The sequence below is a fragment of the Nodosilinea sp. AN01ver1 genome, from assembly GCF_050565655.1.
GTDB lineage: Bacteria > Cyanobacteriota > Cyanobacteriia > Phormidesmidales > Phormidesmidaceae > Nodosilinea.
This window is the reverse complement of the sequence record NZ_JBNXVS010000021.1, coordinates 38134-55707: the sequence shown is the minus strand read 5'-3', so window position 1 is coordinate 55707 and position 17574 is coordinate 38134. Positions and strand designations below refer to the sequence as shown.

Here is a 17574-nt window from a genome sequence, read left to right as displayed (position 1 = left end):
ATGCGCATTGCCTACGTTTGCGCCGATCCAGGCATCCCGGTATTTGGTCAGAAGGGATGCTCCATCCATGTGCAGGAGGTGATTCGCGCCCTGCACCATCAGGGGGCCACGGTAGAGCTGTTTGCCGTGCGCTGGGGCGGCGATCCGCCGGCAGATCTGGCCGATGTGCCGCTACATGCCCTGCCCCCGGTGCCCAAGGGCGATCTGGCCCGGCGAGAAACCGCTGCCCTCGGCAACAACTATCCCCTGCGCGCTGCTCTAGAACAGGCCGATCCCTTTGATGCCGTCTACGAGCGCTACTCTCTATGGAGCCATAGCGCAATGGAATTTGCTCAGTCACAGGGCATTACGGCGCTGCTGGAGGTCAATGCTCCCCTGATTGAAGAACAGGCACGGCATCGCGGCCTGATCCAGCACCAGGCGGCCAGGCGGGTGGCCGAGCGAGCGTTTCAAAGCGCGACGGCCATCATCGCCGTTTCTGAACAGGTCAAGCAGTATGTAACCGGCTGGGTGGATGGCGATCGCGTGCGGGTGATTCCCAACGGCGTGAACCACCATCGCTTTGCTGAGGTGCCATTTTCGCAATCGGCAACAGAATCGCGATCGTCTACCTTTACCGTAGGGTTTGTGGGGTCGCTGAAACCCTGGCACGGGCTGGCTCACCTGGTCAACGCTTTTGATCAGCTCTATCAGCGGGTGCCCCAAGCGCGACTGCTAATTGTCGGTGATGGGCCAGAGCGCGATCGCCTGGAGGTACAGCTGGTTGAGCGGCGGCTACAGTCGGTCGCTCGCTGCACGGGGGCCGTGCTCGCCGATCGCATTCCTGAGCTGCTGGCTCAGATGGATGTGGCGGTGGCCCCCTACCCGGCCAGCCCTGACTTTTATTTTTCACCGCTCAAGGTGGTGGAGTACATGGCGGCGGGGCTGCCGGTGGTGGTAAGCGATATCGGCCAGCTGCGGCACCTGGTGGTGCATGGCGTAACTGGCTTGCTTTGCCCGCCTGGCGATGAGAATGCCCTGTCGATCGCGCTAGAGCGGCTCTGGCGATCGCCCGACTTGCGCCGTTCGTTGGGGCGATCGGCCCGGCGGCAGGTTTTGGCTCGCCACACCTGGGATGGGGTGGCTGAGCAAATTCTGGCGATCGCTCGGTCCGAACCCGTAGGGTGCATCCGCGCAGCGATGCACCGGCTCTGATTGGTTGGAAAGCCAGAGTTACCGCTGGGGCCATTTCGCTGGCCCCAGACCCCATCGACAAGGACGTTCCGTCGTCCTTGACCTCACGGAAAGGACTAGCTGATCATCGGTTTAAACCCCTGTTCTGCCAATGGATCTGGGGGCGGCACTCGGCTCTGCAGTTGCAGCTCTTTACTGTAGGGTGGGCACTGCCCACCACCAGATCAGGCATTTTCGAGACGTACCCCTGAACCAATTCGTTGCTGACCCTATGGATCGATCTTCCTCATTAACCCAAGCGGTACCGGGCCTTTGGCAGTTTGGCCGCTATTTTTGGCCGCTCATTCGGACCCAGTGGCCGCTGCTGACGGTTTCGGGGCTGGCGCTGCTGGCCGATGTGGGTCTGCGGGTGCTGGAACCCTGGCCGATGAAGGTGATCTTTGACTACGTGCTGGTGCCGGCGCGGGGTGATACCTCCGTCCGACTGGCACCCCTGAGCGCGTGGGATCCGGCGCTGCTGCTGACGGGGGCGGTGGTGGCGATCGTAGCGCTAACGGGGCTGCGGGCGCTAGCAACGTATTGGAATACGGTGAGTCTAGCGATCGCCAGCAGCCGCGTCATGACTCAGGTGCGCAACCAGCTCTACCGCCATCTGCAAAGGCTTTCCCTGGGTTACCACACCCAGGCTCGCAGCGGCGACCTGATTGTGCGGGTCAGCGGCGATGCCAGCCGCCTGCAGGAGGTGCTAATTACCGCCGCGCTACCCCTGGTGTCGAGTCTGCTTACCCTGGTGGGTATGGTTGTCGTCATGGTCTGGCTAGACTGGCGGCTGGCCCTGTTGTCTACAGTGACATTTCCGCTGTTTGGGCTGGCGGCGGCTCGCTTTAGCAAACGCATTCGCAGTGCCTCGCTACAGCAGCGCCAGCGGGAGGGGGCAGTGGCGGCTACGGCAGCCGAGTCGCTGGCAGCCATTAAGCTGGTGCAGGCGCTATCGCTGGAGACTGCCTTTGCCGACACCTTTGCCCGACAAAACCAGCGCAGCCTCAATGATGTGGTCGAAACCAAGCGCCTGGCCGCCCATCTGGAGCGTACTGTGGACGTGGTGATTGCGTTGGGCACGGCCCTAGTGCTGTGGTTTGGGTCCCGGCTGGTCATTCAAGATGCCCTCACGCCGGGGGATGTGCTGGTGTTTTTGAGCTATCTCAAAAATGCGTTTAAGCCCGTGCAGAACTTTGCCAAGTACACGGGCCGACTGGCCAAGGCCGCCGCCTCAGGAGAGCGCATTCTGAACGTGATGGAGACACGGCCTGAGGTGCGCGATCGCCCTCACGCCCGCCCAGCCCCCATCCTTGCCGGAGCCGTGCGCCTGGACAATCTGTGGTTTGCCTACGCACCAGGGCACCCCGTGCTCAAAGGGCTGAATCTCTCGGTACAGCCGGGGCAGCAGGTGACCATCGTCGGCCCCTCTGGCAGCGGCAAATCTACCCTGATGAGTCTGCTGCTGCGCCTCTACGACCCCGCCGCTGGCAGCGTCCGGATTGACGGGCAAGATATTCGCGATTTTACCCTCGACAGCCTGCGGCCCCAAATTAGCGTGGTGCTGCAGGAGAGCCTGCTGTTTGCCGCCAGCATTCGCGAAAACATCGCCTACGGTGTAGCCGGAGTCAGCCAGGCTGACATTGAAGCTGCCGCCCGCCTGGCCTCTGCCCACGACTTTATCACCGCCCTGCCCCAGGGCTACGACACTTTGGTGGGCGAGCGGGGGGCAACCCTTTCGGGCGGGCAGCGGCAAAGAATCGCGATCGCTCGTGCCGCCATTCGCCAGACCCCAATTTTAATTTTGGATGAACCCACGACTGGGCTCGATCGCGCCAGCGAACAGGCTGTAGTCGCCGCACTCAGACAGCTGACCCAGGGCCGCACCACGTTCTTAATCACCCACAATCTATCGCTGGTTTCCCCCGTAGATCACATTCTCTATCTGGAGCAGGGGCGAGTGGTTGAGCAGGGCACCCACAGCGAGCTGCTGGCTCAAAACGGCCCCTACGCCACTCTCTTTCGCATGCAGTCGGCCCTGCGCGAGGAGACATCTGTGGGGGCGGTGTAGCAGAGGAGGAAACGGTGCTGGATCCTAAAATCCCATTTTTGGAAAACGCCCTCGACCCAGAGAAGGCTCAGATTCAGCTGCAAGCGGTCGTACCCAAACTTCACCGGGTCACCAGGGCTACGCTGATGCGGCACAGGGCTGGTCGCCGCGCCCTGATTGAGTACCATCTCGACACGGCTACGGGGCCTACAACATTGCTGGGCAAGATTCGCGCCAAGGGTACCGATCGCGCCAGCTACCAGATCCAGCAGGATCTGTGGAACACCGGATGGGATGCCCACAGCCGCGATTGCCTCTGTGTCCCCCAACCCCTAGGGCTGCTGCCCGACTGGCACATGGTGCTCCAGCGCAAAGTGCCCGGCACCCCCGCCACCCAACTGCTGCCTACGCCAGCCGGAATTCGCCTGGCCCAGCGGATTGCTGAACTCGCCCACAAGCTCCACCGCACTCCAGTTTCTACCGCCAAAACCCACAACCTGGCCAACGAGCTGAGCATTCTGCGCGATCGCCTCCCCCTGGTAGTCGAGCAGCATCCCCACTGGGCTACCCGCATCCACGACATTCTCGCCGCCTGCCACACCCTAGCTAACTCCATCTACCCCCTCACCCCCTTACCTCCTCATCTCCTCACCCACCTACCCCCTTTCTCCCTATGGGAGACGCTAGCGCGTTGGCAAAGCCTGTCCAAAGGACAAACGACTTCGCTCAGGGACCGCTACCCATCCACTCCCCAAACCACCATCCACCGCGACTTCTACGCCGATCAAATCCTCGTCGACGCTGAAAACCCGGACGGACAACGCCTTTGGCTGGTCGACCTCGACCTCTGCTGCCAGGGATCGCCAGCGGTAGACGTCGGCAACTTTATCGCCCACATTACCGAGCAAAGCCTGCGAGAAAGGGGCGATGTTGGAGCCTTGAGCGATCGCGAAACCAGGCTCAAAATGGCCTATCTCAACCTGACTTGCAGACCTGGACAGGACTCCGAAGCGATTAACGCCCTGAAACAAGAAATAGAGCTGTACACTGTGCTGACCCTGGTGCGGCATCTTCACATCAGCACCCGCATTCCCAGCCGCCGCCCCTTCACCGAACAGCTCTTGTGCCTGTGCGAAAACCGCCTAGATAAGACCTTAAACGGGGCATAACGCTCAGGGCTCAAGCTCAATCATCAGCACGTTCGCACCGACCCAAGGAACTTTTAGGGCCAAAACCCTTCACAATTATTTAGATATCTGCTTTTTTGTCTGGCTCAGCAGGCTTTGCCCGCCGCGCTGTACCAGCTCAATTGTCCCTGTTGTTATCCCTTTGGCACCTCTTGCTCCATCCAAGCTGACTTCGTCCCTGCCGCCGCTGAGCGGTTGGCGACAGATGCTGGGCGAAGCACGCAGCCGAATTTTGATTTGGTACCTGCTGCTCATATCGCTTTCGAGTGTGGCGTCGGTGCTGACGGTGCGGCAAATTTTGTTGACTCGCCTAGACGAGCGGGTTGGGCAGTCGCTGTACCAGGAAGTAGAAGAATTTCGGCAGCTGCACAACGGCAGAAATCCTGAAACCGGCCAGCCCTTTGGCAACGATATTGACGCGATTTTTGACGTGTTTCTGTCGCGCAATATTCCCGAAGACAACGAGTACCTGCTGGCCATTGTCGACGGTAAGTTTTATAAGGCCAGTTCGCTGGCTTTACCCATGGCGCTGCGGCCCGATAGCGTTTTGATGCGGGAGTGGGAAACGTTAACACAACCCAGGCAGGACGGCGAAGCTACCGTCTCTGGCACCGTGCTCTACCTGGCTGAGCCAATCATGGCGGCAGGGCAGGTAAGGGGCGTGTTTGTCGTAGCCCATATGGTCAGCCGCGATCGCGCCGAGGTCAACGAGCTGGTGCTGATTATTGCCCAGGTGTCGCTGGTGGTGCTGGCGATCGCATCTGCCCTGGCCTGGTTTGCGGCGGGCCGGGTGCTGGCCCCGCTGCGGCTGCTGAGCCAAACCGCTCGCCTGATCACCGAGTCAAATCTGACCGAGCGCATCCCCTTAGAAGGGGCCACAGGCGATATTGCCGAGCTGACCCGCACGTTTAACGACATGCTCGATCGCATCGAGGCCACCTTTAACAGTCAGCGGCAGTTGCTCAACGATGTTGGCCACGAGCTGCGCACCCCGATCACCATTGTGCGCGGCCATTTAGAACTGATGGGCACTACCCCCCAAGAGCAGCAAGAAACCCTCGATATCGTCATCGACGAGCTCGACCGCATGAGCCGCTTCATCGACGAGCTGATGCTGTTAGCCAAGGCCGAACGCCCCGACTTTTTGTTTCCTGAACCAATTGACCTGACGGCGTTTACCGAAGAGCTGTACGCCAAAATCACCGCCCTGGGCGATCGCGGCTGGCAGCTAGAGGCGATCGCCGCTGGGCAGCTGATCGGCGATCGCCAGCGCCTGACCGAGGCGATCGTCAATCTGGCCCACAATGCAACCCAGCACACCCGCCCAGGTGACACCATCGCGCTGGGGTCCAGTCGTCACCACGATCAAATTCACCTTTGGGTCCGCGATACCGGCGAAGGCATTGAGCCAGCCGATCAAACCCGTATCTTTCAGCGCTTTGTGCGCGGCAAGAGTCGCTACGGTCGCTCCGAAGGTTCGGGCCTGGGGCTAGCCATTGTGCAAGCTATCGTGCAGGCCCACGGCGGTATCATTCAGCTCACCAGCCAGCCCAACTGTGGCGCGACGTTTACCTTGGTTCTACCCCTCAAACCGCTCCAGGAGCTCTATCCATGAGTCGCATTCTGATCGTTGAAGACGAACCCCGCATTGCCTCCTTTTTAGAAAAAGGACTTCAAGCTCACGGCTTTATCACCACCCACACCGAAGATGGCGAGGGCGGCATTGCTCTGGCCCTAGGGGGCAAGTTTGACCTGCTAATTCTTGACCTGGGGCTGCCCGATCGCGACGGCATGACGGTGCTAGAAGCCCTGCGCGGCCAGGGCTTCGCCAAACCGATCATTTTGCTCACCGCCCGCGACGACCTTCACGACAAGGTAACCGGGCTAGAGGCTGGGGCCGACGACTACGTCACCAAGCCCTTTCGCTTTGAAGAACTGCTGGCCCGCATTCGCGCCCGGCTGCGATCGCTGCAAACCAGCTCCGAATTGGCCAAAACCACGCTCACCGTTGGGTCTGTAGTGCTCGACCTAATGACCCGACAGGTACAGGCAAGCGGCCAAGTGGTCGAACTGTCAGCGCGCGAGTTTATTCTCACCGAAACGTTTATGCGCCACGCCGGGCAGGTGCTCAGCCGCGAGCAGCTGCTCGACTTAGCCTGGGGCTACGGCTACGACCCAGGCTCAAACATTGTCGATGTCTACGTGGGCTACCTGCGCAAAAAGTTGGGCAGCGACTGCATCGAAACCGTGCGCGGCATGGGTTACCGCATGGTGCTGACAGAGGCAATCAACGTCGCCGCTAGCTAGTTATACCAGCCGATGCAGCCTAACGATTGTCTGGGAACTAAGGCTCTGGGCTAACCATCGGAGCTGATTTATATTCGATCAGCGTAGCAGGCTTGTTGCGCCAGCGATTTAGCCAATATCGGCCCTGCCCAAGCGCCTGGGGAAATTTAGAAAGCGTACAGAAGAAAGCATAAATACGCGCGTGCCCCGGCAAGTCGCCCTGCCCTCGGCGATACTTGTAGATCCGCCATCCTAAGACTAAATAGCCCAGCAGCAGCACCAGGCTTACCCCCCGGCTAGGCCAGGCTAACGCCACCGCCACCGCAGGTATAATCGCTCCCCAAAGCCAGCCGCTTTTATCTTCTTTCACCATGTATACCTCGGCAGAGTCGCCATACATGGCTTTACCTTCTGCAACCGCCCATCCCCCTCGAATCGATCGCTTCCACCACTGCCCAAAGCGAGTCATAGCTGCATCGTGCAGGGTCATATCGGCATCGATGCGCTGTATTCGCCATCCCTTTTGACGCAGTCGAATACACATCTCTGGCTCTTCCCCACAGATCATTTTGGGGTTATAGCCGCCCACGGCTTTGATGGCCTCAACCCGGGCCAGCATATCGCCTCCGCAGGCTTTAGCCTCCCCTACAGGCGTATTCCACTCCATATCAGCCAAACGATTGTAGGGAGACGCCTCAGGAAACCGTTCGCGCCGCCGTCCACAGACGATGGCCAGGTCGTCTGCTTGACCCAACGCCGCAACAGCTCGATCGATCCAGCTGGGCAGTAGCTCGCAGTCACCGTCCACAAACTGCACGTAGGTCAGATCGGGAAAATTATCGACTAAGTACTGAAACCCGGTGTTGCGCCCTCGAGCCATGGTAAAGGGCACAGTCATATCGAGTTCAACAACGCTAATTCCCATTGCCCGTGCCCTGGCAACGCTGCCATCGGTAGAGCCAGAATCTACATAGACAATGGGGCTACCAGCGGGCACACTGGCCTGTAGAGATGTGAGACAGCGAATTAGGCGCTCTCCCTCATTGCGGCCAATAGTCACAACGCCAATCTGATGCATGCTAAAAAAAGAGAATTAGGGACTATAGCTCAACTTGAAAATACAGGCTTGAGGCCTAGAGTTTGAAAGTGGCTTCAGGAGTTCATCAAGACTTCATCAATGATTATGCTTGAGGACGAAGCTGAGTTCTATCTGTGACACCTAGAAAGTAGCGCATTAAAAATCAAAAGTCCTCCTCAAGATAGGTCCATCCTGCTTTTGAATATGTTTTCCTGCTGTGATTCATCAACCTCCTAACGCCGTTAAACTAGATGATTTTAATTAGATCTAGACCGATAGCTAAGCGAGGCAAGCTGAGCATTTTCCCCAAGAAGCCCAAATTCAAGCGTCAGCTTATGTTACCTGCATTGCTTGAATCAAAACTAAACAAAAAAAATGGTCATGCCCGCTTCACAGTTTTCTTGAAGCGTTGCATGACCAAAAAGTATCAACCCTAAGGATTAAAGGGGGCGTTCTATCCCTCGACGGCTACCCCTACGGGGCAGGCCACGTTGGTACCGCCTAAGCCACAGTAGCCGCCTGGGTTTTTGGCCAGATACTGCTGGTGATAGGTTTCGGCATAGTAGAACTCCGGAGCATCCAGAATTTCAGTTGTGATAGCGCCGTAACCAGAACGATTGAGGGCTTCTTGATAAGCCTGGCGAGTCAATTCTGCCAGCTGACGCTGGGCCTCAGAGTAGACATAAATACCCGAGCGGTACTGAGTACCGACATCGTTACCCTGGCGCATACCTTGGGTAGGGTTGTGGTTTTCCCAAAAGGTTTTGAGAATTTGCTCGTAGGTGATGACCGCTGGGTCAAAGACGACGCGCACGACTTCGTTGTGGCCCGTCAGCCCAGAGCACACCTCTTGATAGGTTGGGTTGGGGGTGTAGCCAGCCGCATAACCTACAGAAGTAGAATATACGCCTTCTAGCTGCCAAAACTTGCGCTCAGCGCCCCAAAAACAGCCCATGCCAAAGAGCGCTAGCTCCATACCAGCGGGAAAAGGGGGATTGAGAGGATTGCCGTTGACGTAGTGCTTGTCGGGCACGGGCATAGTTGCAGACCGGCCCGGAAGTGCCTCACTAGCGGCGGGCATCTCGGACTTTTTGCCTTTGCCTAAACCAAAGAAAGCCATAGGAATGATTGTGATATGTATAGGAGCCGTGGTTCAACTATAGCGTCAACAACCTGACCATCCCCAGTAGGGATAACCCTGCTCAGCGGTAGTGGCGATCGAGGCGCAGCAAGGTTTCTAGCAATACGTTGGCACCGTTAACGCACTCCTCGGGAGTCGTGTACTCCACCTCTGAGTGGCTAAAGCCGCCTTCGCTCGGCACAAAGATCATGCCCATATCGGTAAAGCGGCCCATCTCAAGGGCGTCGTGTCCTGCGCGGCTGGGCATCGGCATGTGGCTCAGACCAAAGCGATCGCTCACTTCAGCGATAATCGCCTGAATATGCTCCGCCGCAGGGCTGGGAGCAACGTTAAGCTGGGGCACAATCTCAATTTTGGTGCCGGTGCTCTGGCTAATCAGCCGCAGCTCCTCTTTTAGATCGTCAATTAAATCATTAATCACGTGCTGGTTGAGGTCGCGCACATCAATGCTGCACTGCACCTGGCCCGGCACAATGTTGTCGGCGTTGGGCCATACCTGCAGAGCACCCACCGTGGCCACCTGCTGGGCCGGAGGGCGCTTACCCAAACGATTGACCACCAGCACCACCTGAGCGGCGGCCACCAGGGCATCTTGACGCTGATCCATTGGGGTGGTGCCAGCATGGTTGGGCCGTCCAGTTATGTGAATTTGGTAGCGCTGCATGCCGACAATGCCCTGCACCACGCCAATCTGCTTTTGGGCCGTTTCCAATACTCCGCCCTGCTCAACGTGGAGTTCGACAAACGCGCAGATATCGTCGCGGGTGCGCTTAGACAGGGCTAGCTGCTCCCAATTGCCGCCTGCGGTATTGACGCATGCGTCGATGGGGCGACCGTCTTTGCGGTGGTAGTCAGCGGCATCTAAAGACGCGGTACCGGCCATAGCGCGGCCCCCAATCATGGTGTCTTCTTCGTCGGCGAAAACAATTACCTCAAAGGGGTGGTCCAGGGTGATGTTGTTTTCCTGTAGGGTACGCGCCACCTCGATGCCAGCCAGCACACCCAAATTGCCGTCAAACTTGCCGCCGCAGGGCACTGTGTCGATGTGAGAACCGGTGGCAATGGCTGGGGCCTGTTTGCGGCCTGGGCGACGGCCAATCAGGTTGCCTGCCGTATCAATGCAGGTACTCAGCCCTGCTTCTACCATCCACCGCCGCACCAGCTCGCGTCCTTGAAAATCTTCTGAGCTGAAGGCTAACCGACAAATACCACCGTTTTCGAGCTGCCCGATCTGAGCCAGGTCGTCAATGCACTGGTTGAGACGCTTACCGTTAACGCTAAGGGTTTGTAAGAGGGCCATAGGTACTCAATAGGAGGAGTGCGGTGAAGAGATGAAACGTTGACTCCAGAAAACGTTACAGACCATCATAAACCGTGACGCTTCCTGTATACAGTCCATTGTATACAGAGTCGTTGTGGTGTTCTGTATAGCAAGAACCCAGGCAAAACTTTCTGGACTGCGATCGCAAGCAGCCGCAGCATTGATTTCTAGACCATCGGCTCAACTTTCGGCAGCCTAAATACGGCAAAGAGGAGAGCCTTAACCCCAAGCGTGGGGCCTAGACCGGTGTCCCTAGATTTCCCATCTTTCCCTATAGCCTATACCGGCCTTTTGTGGCATGAGATTATTCTGCTAAAACTGCTGCAAGAACCGCAGATCACTGGTGTAGAGGCGACGAATGTCGTCGATCTGGTGCTGTACCATGGCCAGGCGCTCAACCCCTAGCCCAGCGGCAAAGCCGCTGTAGATTTCGGGGTCATAACCCACCGATTTGAGCACGTTGGGATCGATCATGCCGCAGCCCAGCACCTCCAGCCACTTGCCCTGCCACTGCACATCCACTTCAGCAGAAGGCTCAGTGAAGGGGAAGTAGCTAGGACGAAACCGGACTGGAATATCGCCGTAGAGGGCTTCTAAGAAGACCTTGATGGTGCCCCGCAGATCGGTAAAGGTGATATCGGTATCGACGGCGAAGAACTCGATCTGATGGAATACGGCGGCGTGGGTAGCATCGACCGTATCGCGGCGGTAGCAGCGGCCAATGGCCACGGCCCGCAGCGGCGGCTCGTGGCTCTGCATGTAGCGAATCTGAGTATTAGAGGTGTGGGTGCGCATCAGGTGGCCGTTGGGCAGATACAGGGTGTCCTGCATGTCGCGGGCCGGGTGGTCGGGCAAAAAGTTGAGCGCTTCAAAGTTGTAGTAGTCGGTTTCAATTTCGGGGCCATCGGCGACGGTGTAGCCCAAGCCCACAAAGATATCGACAATGCGATCGATAATGCTGTTGATGGGGTGAATGCGGCCCTGGGGGTAAAAAATGCCCGGCATGGTCACATCGAGGGTTTCGGTAGCGAGCTGAGCCTCAATGCGAGCCGCTTCTAGGGTGGCTTTACCCTGATCGAGCTGGGTTTGGATCAGCTCTTTGACCTCGTTAGCCAAGACCCCGATGCGGGGCCGTTCTTCTGCAGAGAGCTTACCCATACCTCCCAACACCTTGGAGAGCTGGCCCTTTTTGCCCAGGTACCCAATCCGCAGCTGCTCTAGCTCGTCTAGGGTGGCAGCAGCGGCGATCGCCTCCTGGGCGGCCTGCTTCATGGTTATCAGGTCAGCTTCGAGCTGGGTGGGTGCGGAAGTCATTCTGGGTGTATGGTGCAACAACAATGGGGCAAGGCCCAACTTGGTATTCCCCAAGCTTTGATTATTTTAGTGTGGCGGGGGAGCAGTCATGAACATTCTGATCAGCAACGACGACGGTATTTTTGCCCTGGGCATGCGGACTCTGGCGACGACCCTGGCCGCAGCAGGGCACCAGGTGACAGTGGTGTGCCCCGATCGCGAGCGATCGGCCACGGGCCACGGCTTAACCATGCACAAACCGATTCGAGCCGAGGTCATTGAGTCGGTGTTTGACCAGGACATTCACGCCTGGAGCTGTTCCGGCACGCCCGCCGACTGCGTCAAACTGGCCCTGGGGGCGCTGATGACGACCCCACCCGATGTGGTGGTGTCGGGCATCAACCACGGGGCTAACCTGGGCACCGATGTGGTCTATTCGGGTACGGTATCTGCCGCGATGGAAGGGGTGATGGAGGGGATTCCGGCGATCGCCGTCAGCCTGACCAGCTTTACCCAGGGCAGCTTTGCCCCCGCCGCTGATTTCATTCGCGATCTGCTGGCCGATCGCGATCGATTCTCTCCAGCCGCCCCAATGCTGCTCAACATCAATGTGCCAGCGCTAGCCGCCGCCGACATCAAAGGGGCCAAAATCACGCGTCAGGGCATTCGCCGCTATTTTGACCAGTTCGAGAAACGCCTTGACCCGCGCGGTAAAACCTACTACTGGCTAGCCGGAGAGGCGATCGCTGAGGTCGAAGATCCGCTCCCCAACCAGGGCTGGCCCCACGGCTTAAAGCAGTCACTAGCGGTTATCCCTACCGATGTAGAGGCCATTCGCGATCGCTATATCTCAGTTACACCGCTGCAATACAACCTCACCGCCGTGGGCGATCTGCTAGATTTGGCCGAGGGGCGACGGTTGCTGCTGCCAACGTGAGCCCGCCAAGAACAAAAATTTACCGAAACGGGATTTCACTGCGCTTCCGGTTGCGCTTATGGGCAAACTAGAGAAAACATAACCCGCAGCCCTCTGCGTTTCCGCAAGGAAGGTGGCTGACCCACCCTGACTATTTTGTGCAGAGTTCATTACTATTAGAGGAACCTCAGGTAAATGCTCTACCCAAAGGTGCACTGTAATTTCTAGCCTGATGTTCCATGCTTTCCCAACTTCGAGAGATCCATGGCTGAGCTAACCGAGCAATTTTTAGTCCGGTTCTGGGGCGTACGCGGGAGCATCGCCTGCCCAGGAGCTTCTACAGTGCGCTACGGGGGCAACACCTCCTGTGTTGAGATGCAGGTGGGAGGCCATCGACTGATCTTTGACGGCGGCACGGGTTTGCGCGAGCTGGGCTTAACCCTGCTGAGCGAAATGCCGGTCGAGGCCAATCTCTTCTTTACCCACTCTCACTGGGACCATATTCAGGGGTTTCCCTTTTTTGTACCGGCCTTTGTGCGAGGCAATCGGTTCAATATCTATGGTGCGATCGCCCCCAATGGGTCCACCATTGAGCAACGCCTTAACGACCAAATGCTGCATCCCAACTTTCCAGTACCGCTACAGGTAATGGGGGCCGACCTCAAGTTTTGCGACATCGACGTCGGTGAAACCCTTCACATTGGCGATATCACTGTCGAAAATGCTCTGCTTAACCATCCTGGTGAGGCCGTAGGCTACCGGGTGACCTGGCAAGATCAGGTGGCGGCCTACGTCACCGATACCGAGCATTACCCAGATCGACTCGATGACAATGTCCTGTGGCTTGCCCGCGACGCCGATGTCATGATCTACGATTCCACTTACACCAACGACGAGTACCACGACCCCAAATCTAGCAAAGTGGGCTGGGGTCACTCTACCTGGCAGGAGGCGGTCAAAGTAGCCAAGGCTGCTGGAGTAAAAACGCTGGTCATCTTTCACCATGACCCCGCCCACGACGACGAATTTATGGACCAGGTGGCCGCTCAAACCAAAGCTGCTTTTCCTGGGGCAGTGGTCGCTCGCGAGGGCATGGTCTTAAACCTCACCGCCTCTGCCCATGTTTCAGTCCCGTCTTCGGTAACTAGCGTCTAGCGCCAGTTTCTGCTCAAGCTTAGGTAGCCCGGTAAGCAGGGTCAGGGAACTAACTTGGGTGATTTGACCGGGCAGGTTGCTGGCAATCGACAGGCTTAACGCCCGCGCGCGGGCAGCAGTCTGTGTAAAAATGTAAAGCGTGTGGATTACGTCTTCTCTTACGACAGCTATTACCCCCACGGCCATTGCCCTGGGGAACTTTGACGGTGTACACCTGGGCCACCAGGCGGTCATTGGCTCAGTAGTGCCAACCACGGGCAAAACAGCGCCACCGTTTAGCAGTGGTCTTCCCAATCCGACGGGAGCTGCTCTACGAGGCTTAAGCCATCGTCAGGGGATGTCGCCTAGCGGTACTAGCTCGGCCCAGGCTGCGGGGGCACGGGCAACGCCTGTCCCGACGGTGATGACCTTCTTTCCTCATCCCCAGGAGTTTTTTTCGGGCCGGGCTCGTCCGCTGCTCACGCCTTTACCGGAGAAAGCAGCCCAGATCAGCCGTTTGGGCATTGAGCAACTTGTGCTGTTGCCCTTTGACCAGCACCTGGCCAATCTCTCCCCCGAAGAGTTTGTCGAATCGCTGCTAATTAATCAGCTGCGGGTAGCTAGCATTAGCGTTGGCAAAGATTTTTGCTTTGGCAAGCGACGTCAGGGCAGCGTCGATGATCTCAAAACCCTGGCGGCTCGCCACGGCGTGCAGGTGCACATTACGCCGCTGACCTGCCTGGGCACAGAGCGCATTAGCAGTTCGCGCATTCGTCAGGCCTTAGCAACAGCCGATCTAGACACAGCCAAAGCGCTACTGGGCAGACCCTATAGCCTTACGGGTCGAGTTGTGCAGGGCCAGCAGCTGGGGCGCACCCTGGGCTTTCCAACCGCGAACCTGCTGCTGCCAGCCGAGAAATTTTTGCCCCAAACCGGAGTTTATAGCGTTTGGGTACAGGGGGCCACCCAAACCCCTTACACCCTGTTACCTGCCGTTATGAACCTGGGCACCCGACCTACCGTCAAGGGATTGACCCTTACCGCCGAAGTGCACCTGCTGAACTGGACGGGCAATCTCTATGGCAAAACCCTGGATGTGCACCTGCACAACTTTTTGCGGCCAGAGCAAAAGTTCGATTCTCTCGCTGACCTCAAGGCTCAAATTCAGCGCGATTGTCGGCAGGCACTGGGAGAATTGACGCGATCGCCCTACTAAGAACCGTCATCAATTGACTGCTGATAGCTCAACTGATGGCACACGTCGGGAGCTGTCATTAACGGTTGATGAGTAGGCAGTTGGGGCGCGATCGGGGCATCATAGGCCTACATACATTCCGTCTAAGTTCAGCTCAAGACCGTACTCTGAACTTGGCTACAGCAGGGGTTAACCGCATGCGCGATCGCATTGAAACACTCGTCCAAAACTTAAACAAGACCGTTGTTGGCAAGTCAGATTCGATTCGGCTCGTGCTGGTGGCGCTGTTTTCGGGCGGCCACGCCCTGCTCGAAGACGTGCCGGGGGTCGGCAAAACGCTGCTGGCCAAGTCTCTGGCCCGCTGCATCGACGGCAAGTTTCAGCGCATTCAGTGTACCCCCGACCTGCTGCCCACCGATGTGACCGGCACCAATATTTGGAACCCCAGCAGCGGTGAGTTTCAGTTTCTGCCGGGGCCAGTCTTTGCCAATATTTTGCTGGCCGACGAAATTAACCGGGCTACCCCTCGCACCCAGTCGGCTTTGCTAGAGGTGATGGAAGAGCACCAGGTCACCCTGGATGGGCGATCGCGCCCCGTGCCCGACCCGTTTTTTGTGATCGCCACCCAAAACCCGGTGGAATATCAGGGCACCTTTCCGCTCCCCGAGGCTCAGATGGATCGATTTGCGCTGTCGTTTAGCCTGGGCTACCCCACCTCAGACGAAGAGCTCAGCATGCTGCAGCGGCTAGGCGGCAGCATGTCTCCCCACGATATTCAGCCCTGCATCACCCTAGATGAAGTGATGGCGCTGCGGCAGGCCTGCGCCCAGGTAACGGTAGAAGAGTCATTGCAGCGCTATATCTTAGACCTGGTTAGAGCGACCCGCAGCCACAGCGAGATCACCCTAGGGGTCAGCCCACGGGGGTCTGTGGCCTTCCACCGGGCGATTCAGGCCCTCGCCTATCTCGAGGGGCGCACCTACGCCATCCCTGACGATGTCAAGCAGCTCGCGCCCCACGTCCTGGCCCACCGCCTCATCCCTGCGGGGCACCATCGTCCTGAGCGTCTGGTAGCCGACCTGCTAGACACCACCCCAATTCCCTGAGCCATCGACAAGAAACTGCCCAGGCGGCAAGCAGAAAAATCCCCAGGCCGTGGTAGTTTTTGGGGCCAAACAGCCCATAATAGGGGCGGTGAACTGAAGGACCGCAATCTCCATGCCAAGAACGCCCAGTGAGTACATCGTTCACATGCTGCTTGATGGCGGCCACCACGAAGAGGTGCGCTTTTCCTCCATTCAGGATTTTCAGAAGTGGTACAGCGGCGAACTGATGCCCAAAGCTACCTCCGAGGAATTTATTACGGTGCCCTTGCCTAAAGTGAATCCTGGTGAGTACATGGTGATTCGCCCCTCCCGCCTCAGCGCCATTCGGGTCGAGCCTGTCTTTAGCTCTAGTGTTGAACGGTTTTAATGGGGTTTCAGTTTAGGTTCAGCGCAAATATTTGGCGGCTGGTTGCGGCCCTTGGGGCGCTGGCTCCCGTAGCTATGCTCGACCTGGCCCTGCCCTCGGTGACGGTGGCTGATATGGTTGAGCCACCAGGGGCGTTGGCGGCAGAGCTTGCCCCCAACCCTGAGGCCCCAGCGGAACTACCGCTACGACTGCTGTCAGCGGCGGCGGCAGAGAGGGTATGGCCGACCCTAACCCTGCCCGACGATCGCCAGCCTTTGCTCCAGGCCATCAACCACAGCTTTACTTACCTCGCTACCCCTAAAGCCGACGAAGATTACCAACAATATCCGGTGCCAGGCATTACGCGCGATCGCGTCTGGCACAGTCTACAGCGGCTGCGTCAGCTGGTGGCCAATAGCCCCAGCGACCAGGCCTTTCAAGCGGCCCTGCGGCGGGAGTTTGTGCTCTACACCTCTGTCGGCTCCGATGGCGATGGCACCGTTGCCTACACCGGCTACTTTGAGCCGCAGTACCGGGCCAGTACCGTTCCCACCGCTGAGTACCGCTACCCCCTCTACCGCCGTCCCCCGACCTTAGATACCTGGCCGCAGCCCCACCCCACCCGCTTAGACCTGGAGGGAGCAGACGGTTTGGCCGGTAGTCAGGGGCCCCTGGCCGGGCTGGAGCTGGTGTGGCTGGCCAGTCGGCTAGAGGCATTTTTGGTGCAGGTACAGGGCTCGGCTAAACTTCAGCTCACCAATGGACAGACGATGTCAGTAGGCTACGCGGGCCGTACCGAATACCCCTACACCAGCATTGGTCGTGCCCTGGTCAACGACGGCAAAATCGCTCTAGAAAACCTGTCGCTGCCCAATCTAATCGCCTATTTTGAGGCCCATCCCGAAGATCTAGACCAATACCTGCCCCAAAACGAGCGGTTTATTTTCTTTCGCGAGGGCAGTGGTGGGCCACCTACGGGCAGCCTCAGCGTACCGGTCACAGCGGGGTACTCGATCGCTACCGACAAGTCGCTGCTGCCCCCAGGGGCGATCGCGGCCATCCAGGTTCCGTTACCTCAGCCAACCGCCGAGGGCACCTGGAGCTACCAACCCACCACTCGCCTGGTGCTCGATCAAGACACCGGGGGCGCTATTCTGGGGCCGGGGCGAGTTGACCTATTCGTGGGAACTGGCCCCCAGGCCGGAGAGCTAGCCGGGCGCATAAATACCTCGGGTCGCTTGTATTACCTGCTGTTGCGTCCCTGAGCACCCGCCCCTGACGTGGCGATAATTCCCCTGGTCTGCCACAGTAG

Annotated in this window: 15 protein-coding genes; 11 read left to right on the top strand and 4 right to left on the bottom strand. The window is 58.3% G+C overall.

The genetic code is table 11. The features are described 5' to 3' along the window. The 5 genes from ACQ4N7_RS16705 to ACQ4N7_RS16685 all read left to right on the top strand — a co-directional run bounded on the left by ACQ4N7_RS16705 (position 1) and on the right by ACQ4N7_RS16685 (position 6753). Complete coding sequence (locus ACQ4N7_RS16705; protein WP_430712634.1) at positions 1–1194, top strand: glycosyltransferase family 4 protein; 1194 nt, start codon at positions 1–3, stop codon at positions 1192–1194. Between the two features lie 250 nt (positions 1195–1444). Continuing rightward, positions 1445–3280, top strand: coding sequence for an ABC transporter ATP-binding protein (locus ACQ4N7_RS16700; RefSeq protein ID WP_430712633.1), 1836 nt, complete (start codon positions 1445–1447; stop codon positions 3278–3280). A 14-nt stretch (positions 3281–3294) separates the two neighbouring features. Further along, positions 3295–4428 carry a phosphotransferase family protein gene (locus ACQ4N7_RS16695; protein ID WP_430712632.1) on the top strand — a complete coding sequence of 378 codons (1134 nt, stop codon included), beginning with the start codon at positions 3295–3297 and terminating at the stop codon, positions 4426–4428. Between the two features lie 160 nt (positions 4429–4588). After that, positions 4589–6061 carry a sensor histidine kinase gene (locus tag ACQ4N7_RS16690; protein WP_430712631.1) on the top strand — a complete coding sequence of 491 codons (1473 nt, stop codon included), beginning with the start codon at positions 4589–4591 and terminating at the stop codon, positions 6059–6061. After that, positions 6058–6753: a response regulator transcription factor gene (locus ACQ4N7_RS16685; RefSeq protein WP_430712630.1), complete on the top strand. Its 696-nt coding sequence runs from the start codon at positions 6058–6060 to the stop codon at positions 6751–6753. The genes ACQ4N7_RS16690 and ACQ4N7_RS16685 overlap by 4 nt, the downstream gene beginning before the upstream one ends. A 37-nt stretch (positions 6754–6790) precedes the next feature. Here ACQ4N7_RS16685 and ACQ4N7_RS16680 read toward each other — a convergent pair whose 3' ends face one another. From ACQ4N7_RS16680 to pheS, 4 genes are all read right to left on the bottom strand, one after another. Continuing rightward, positions 6791–7810, bottom strand: a complete 1020-nt coding sequence (locus ACQ4N7_RS16680) for a glycosyltransferase family 2 protein (protein WP_430712629.1) — start codon at positions 7808–7810, stop codon at positions 6791–6793. Positions 7811–8264: 454 nt separating this feature from the next. Further along, the gene (gene msrA, locus ACQ4N7_RS16675) at positions 8265–8930 is read right to left on the bottom strand and encodes a peptide-methionine (S)-S-oxide reductase MsrA (protein ID WP_430712628.1); all 666 of its coding nucleotides are present in this window, start codon (positions 8928–8930) and stop codon (positions 8265–8267) included. An 82-nt stretch (positions 8931–9012) separates the two neighbouring features. Next, positions 9013–10251, bottom strand: a complete 1239-nt coding sequence (locus tag ACQ4N7_RS16670; RefSeq protein WP_430712627.1) for a Zn-dependent hydrolase — start codon at positions 10249–10251, stop codon at positions 9013–9015. Between the two features lie 333 nt (positions 10252–10584). Further along, positions 10585–11586, bottom strand: coding sequence for a phenylalanine--tRNA ligase subunit alpha (gene pheS / locus ACQ4N7_RS16665; RefSeq protein WP_430712626.1), 1002 nt, complete (start codon positions 11584–11586; stop codon positions 10585–10587). Positions 11587–11674: 88 nt separating this feature from the next. On the opposite strand from pheS, the gene surE reads away from it, so the two are divergent. From surE to mltA, 6 genes are all read left to right on the top strand, one after another. Next, a complete protein-coding gene (gene surE / locus ACQ4N7_RS16660) occupies positions 11675–12502 on the top strand; it encodes a 5'/3'-nucleotidase SurE (protein ID WP_430712625.1) in 828 nt (275 codons plus the stop codon). A gap of 243 nt (positions 12503–12745) precedes the next feature. Further along, positions 12746–13636: an MBL fold metallo-hydrolase gene (locus tag ACQ4N7_RS16655; RefSeq protein WP_430712624.1), complete on the top strand. Its 891-nt coding sequence runs from the start codon at positions 12746–12748 to the stop codon at positions 13634–13636. A gap of 139 nt (positions 13637–13775) precedes the next feature. After that, the gene (locus ACQ4N7_RS16650) at positions 13776–14831 is read left to right on the top strand and encodes a bifunctional riboflavin kinase/FAD synthetase (RefSeq protein ID WP_430712623.1); all 1056 of its coding nucleotides are present in this window, start codon (positions 13776–13778) and stop codon (positions 14829–14831) included. A 176-nt stretch (positions 14832–15007) separates the two neighbouring features. Continuing rightward, a complete protein-coding gene (locus ACQ4N7_RS16645) occupies positions 15008–15916 on the top strand; it encodes an AAA family ATPase (RefSeq protein WP_430712622.1) in 909 nt (302 codons plus the stop codon). A gap of 112 nt (positions 15917–16028) precedes the next feature. Next, positions 16029–16283 (top strand): hypothetical protein, encoded by a 255-nt coding sequence (locus tag ACQ4N7_RS16640; protein WP_194026098.1) that lies wholly within the window; start codon positions 16029–16031, stop codon positions 16281–16283. A 74-nt stretch (positions 16284–16357) separates the two neighbouring features. After that, positions 16358–17527, top strand: a complete 1170-nt coding sequence (gene mltA, locus ACQ4N7_RS16635) for a murein transglycosylase A (protein ID WP_430712621.1) — start codon at positions 16358–16360, stop codon at positions 17525–17527. Positions 17528–17574 lie beyond the last annotated feature (47 nt).

Excerpts from the sequence above, each read along its gene's own strand:
- ACQ4N7_RS16685 (WP_430712630.1), top strand. The coding sequence starts at position 6,058 with ATGAGTCGCATTCTGATCGTTGAAGACGAACCCCGCATTGCCTCCTTT.
- ACQ4N7_RS16645 (WP_430712622.1), top strand. The coding sequence starts at position 15,008 with ATGCGCGATCGCATTGAAACACTCGTCCAAAACTTAAACAAGACCGTT.
- ACQ4N7_RS16655 (WP_430712624.1), top strand. The coding sequence starts at position 12,746 with ATGGCTGAGCTAACCGAGCAATTTTTAGTCCGGTTCTGGGGCGTACGC.
- msrA (WP_430712628.1), bottom strand. The coding sequence starts at position 8,930 with ATGGCTTTCTTTGGTTTAGGCAAAGGCAAAAAGTCCGAGATGCCCGCC.
- ACQ4N7_RS16670 (WP_430712627.1), bottom strand. The coding sequence starts at position 10,251 with ATGGCCCTCTTACAAACCCTTAGCGTTAACGGTAAGCGTCTCAACCAG.
- ACQ4N7_RS16705 (WP_430712634.1), top strand. The coding sequence starts at position 1 with ATGCGCATTGCCTACGTTTGCGCCGATCCAGGCATCCCGGTATTTGGT.
- ACQ4N7_RS16680 (WP_430712629.1), bottom strand. The coding sequence starts at position 7,810 with ATGCATCAGATTGGCGTTGTGACTATTGGCCGCAATGAGGGAGAGCGC.
- mltA (WP_430712621.1), top strand. The coding sequence starts at position 16,358 with ATGCTCGACCTGGCCCTGCCCTCGGTGACGGTGGCTGATATGGTTGAG.
- ACQ4N7_RS16700 (WP_430712633.1), top strand. The coding sequence starts at position 1,445 with ATGGATCGATCTTCCTCATTAACCCAAGCGGTACCGGGCCTTTGGCAG.
- surE (WP_430712625.1), top strand. The coding sequence starts at position 11,675 with ATGAACATTCTGATCAGCAACGACGACGGTATTTTTGCCCTGGGCATG.
- pheS (WP_430712626.1), bottom strand. The coding sequence starts at position 11,586 with ATGACTTCCGCACCCACCCAGCTCGAAGCTGACCTGATAACCATGAAG.
- ACQ4N7_RS16640 (WP_194026098.1), top strand. The coding sequence starts at position 16,029 with ATGCCAAGAACGCCCAGTGAGTACATCGTTCACATGCTGCTTGATGGC.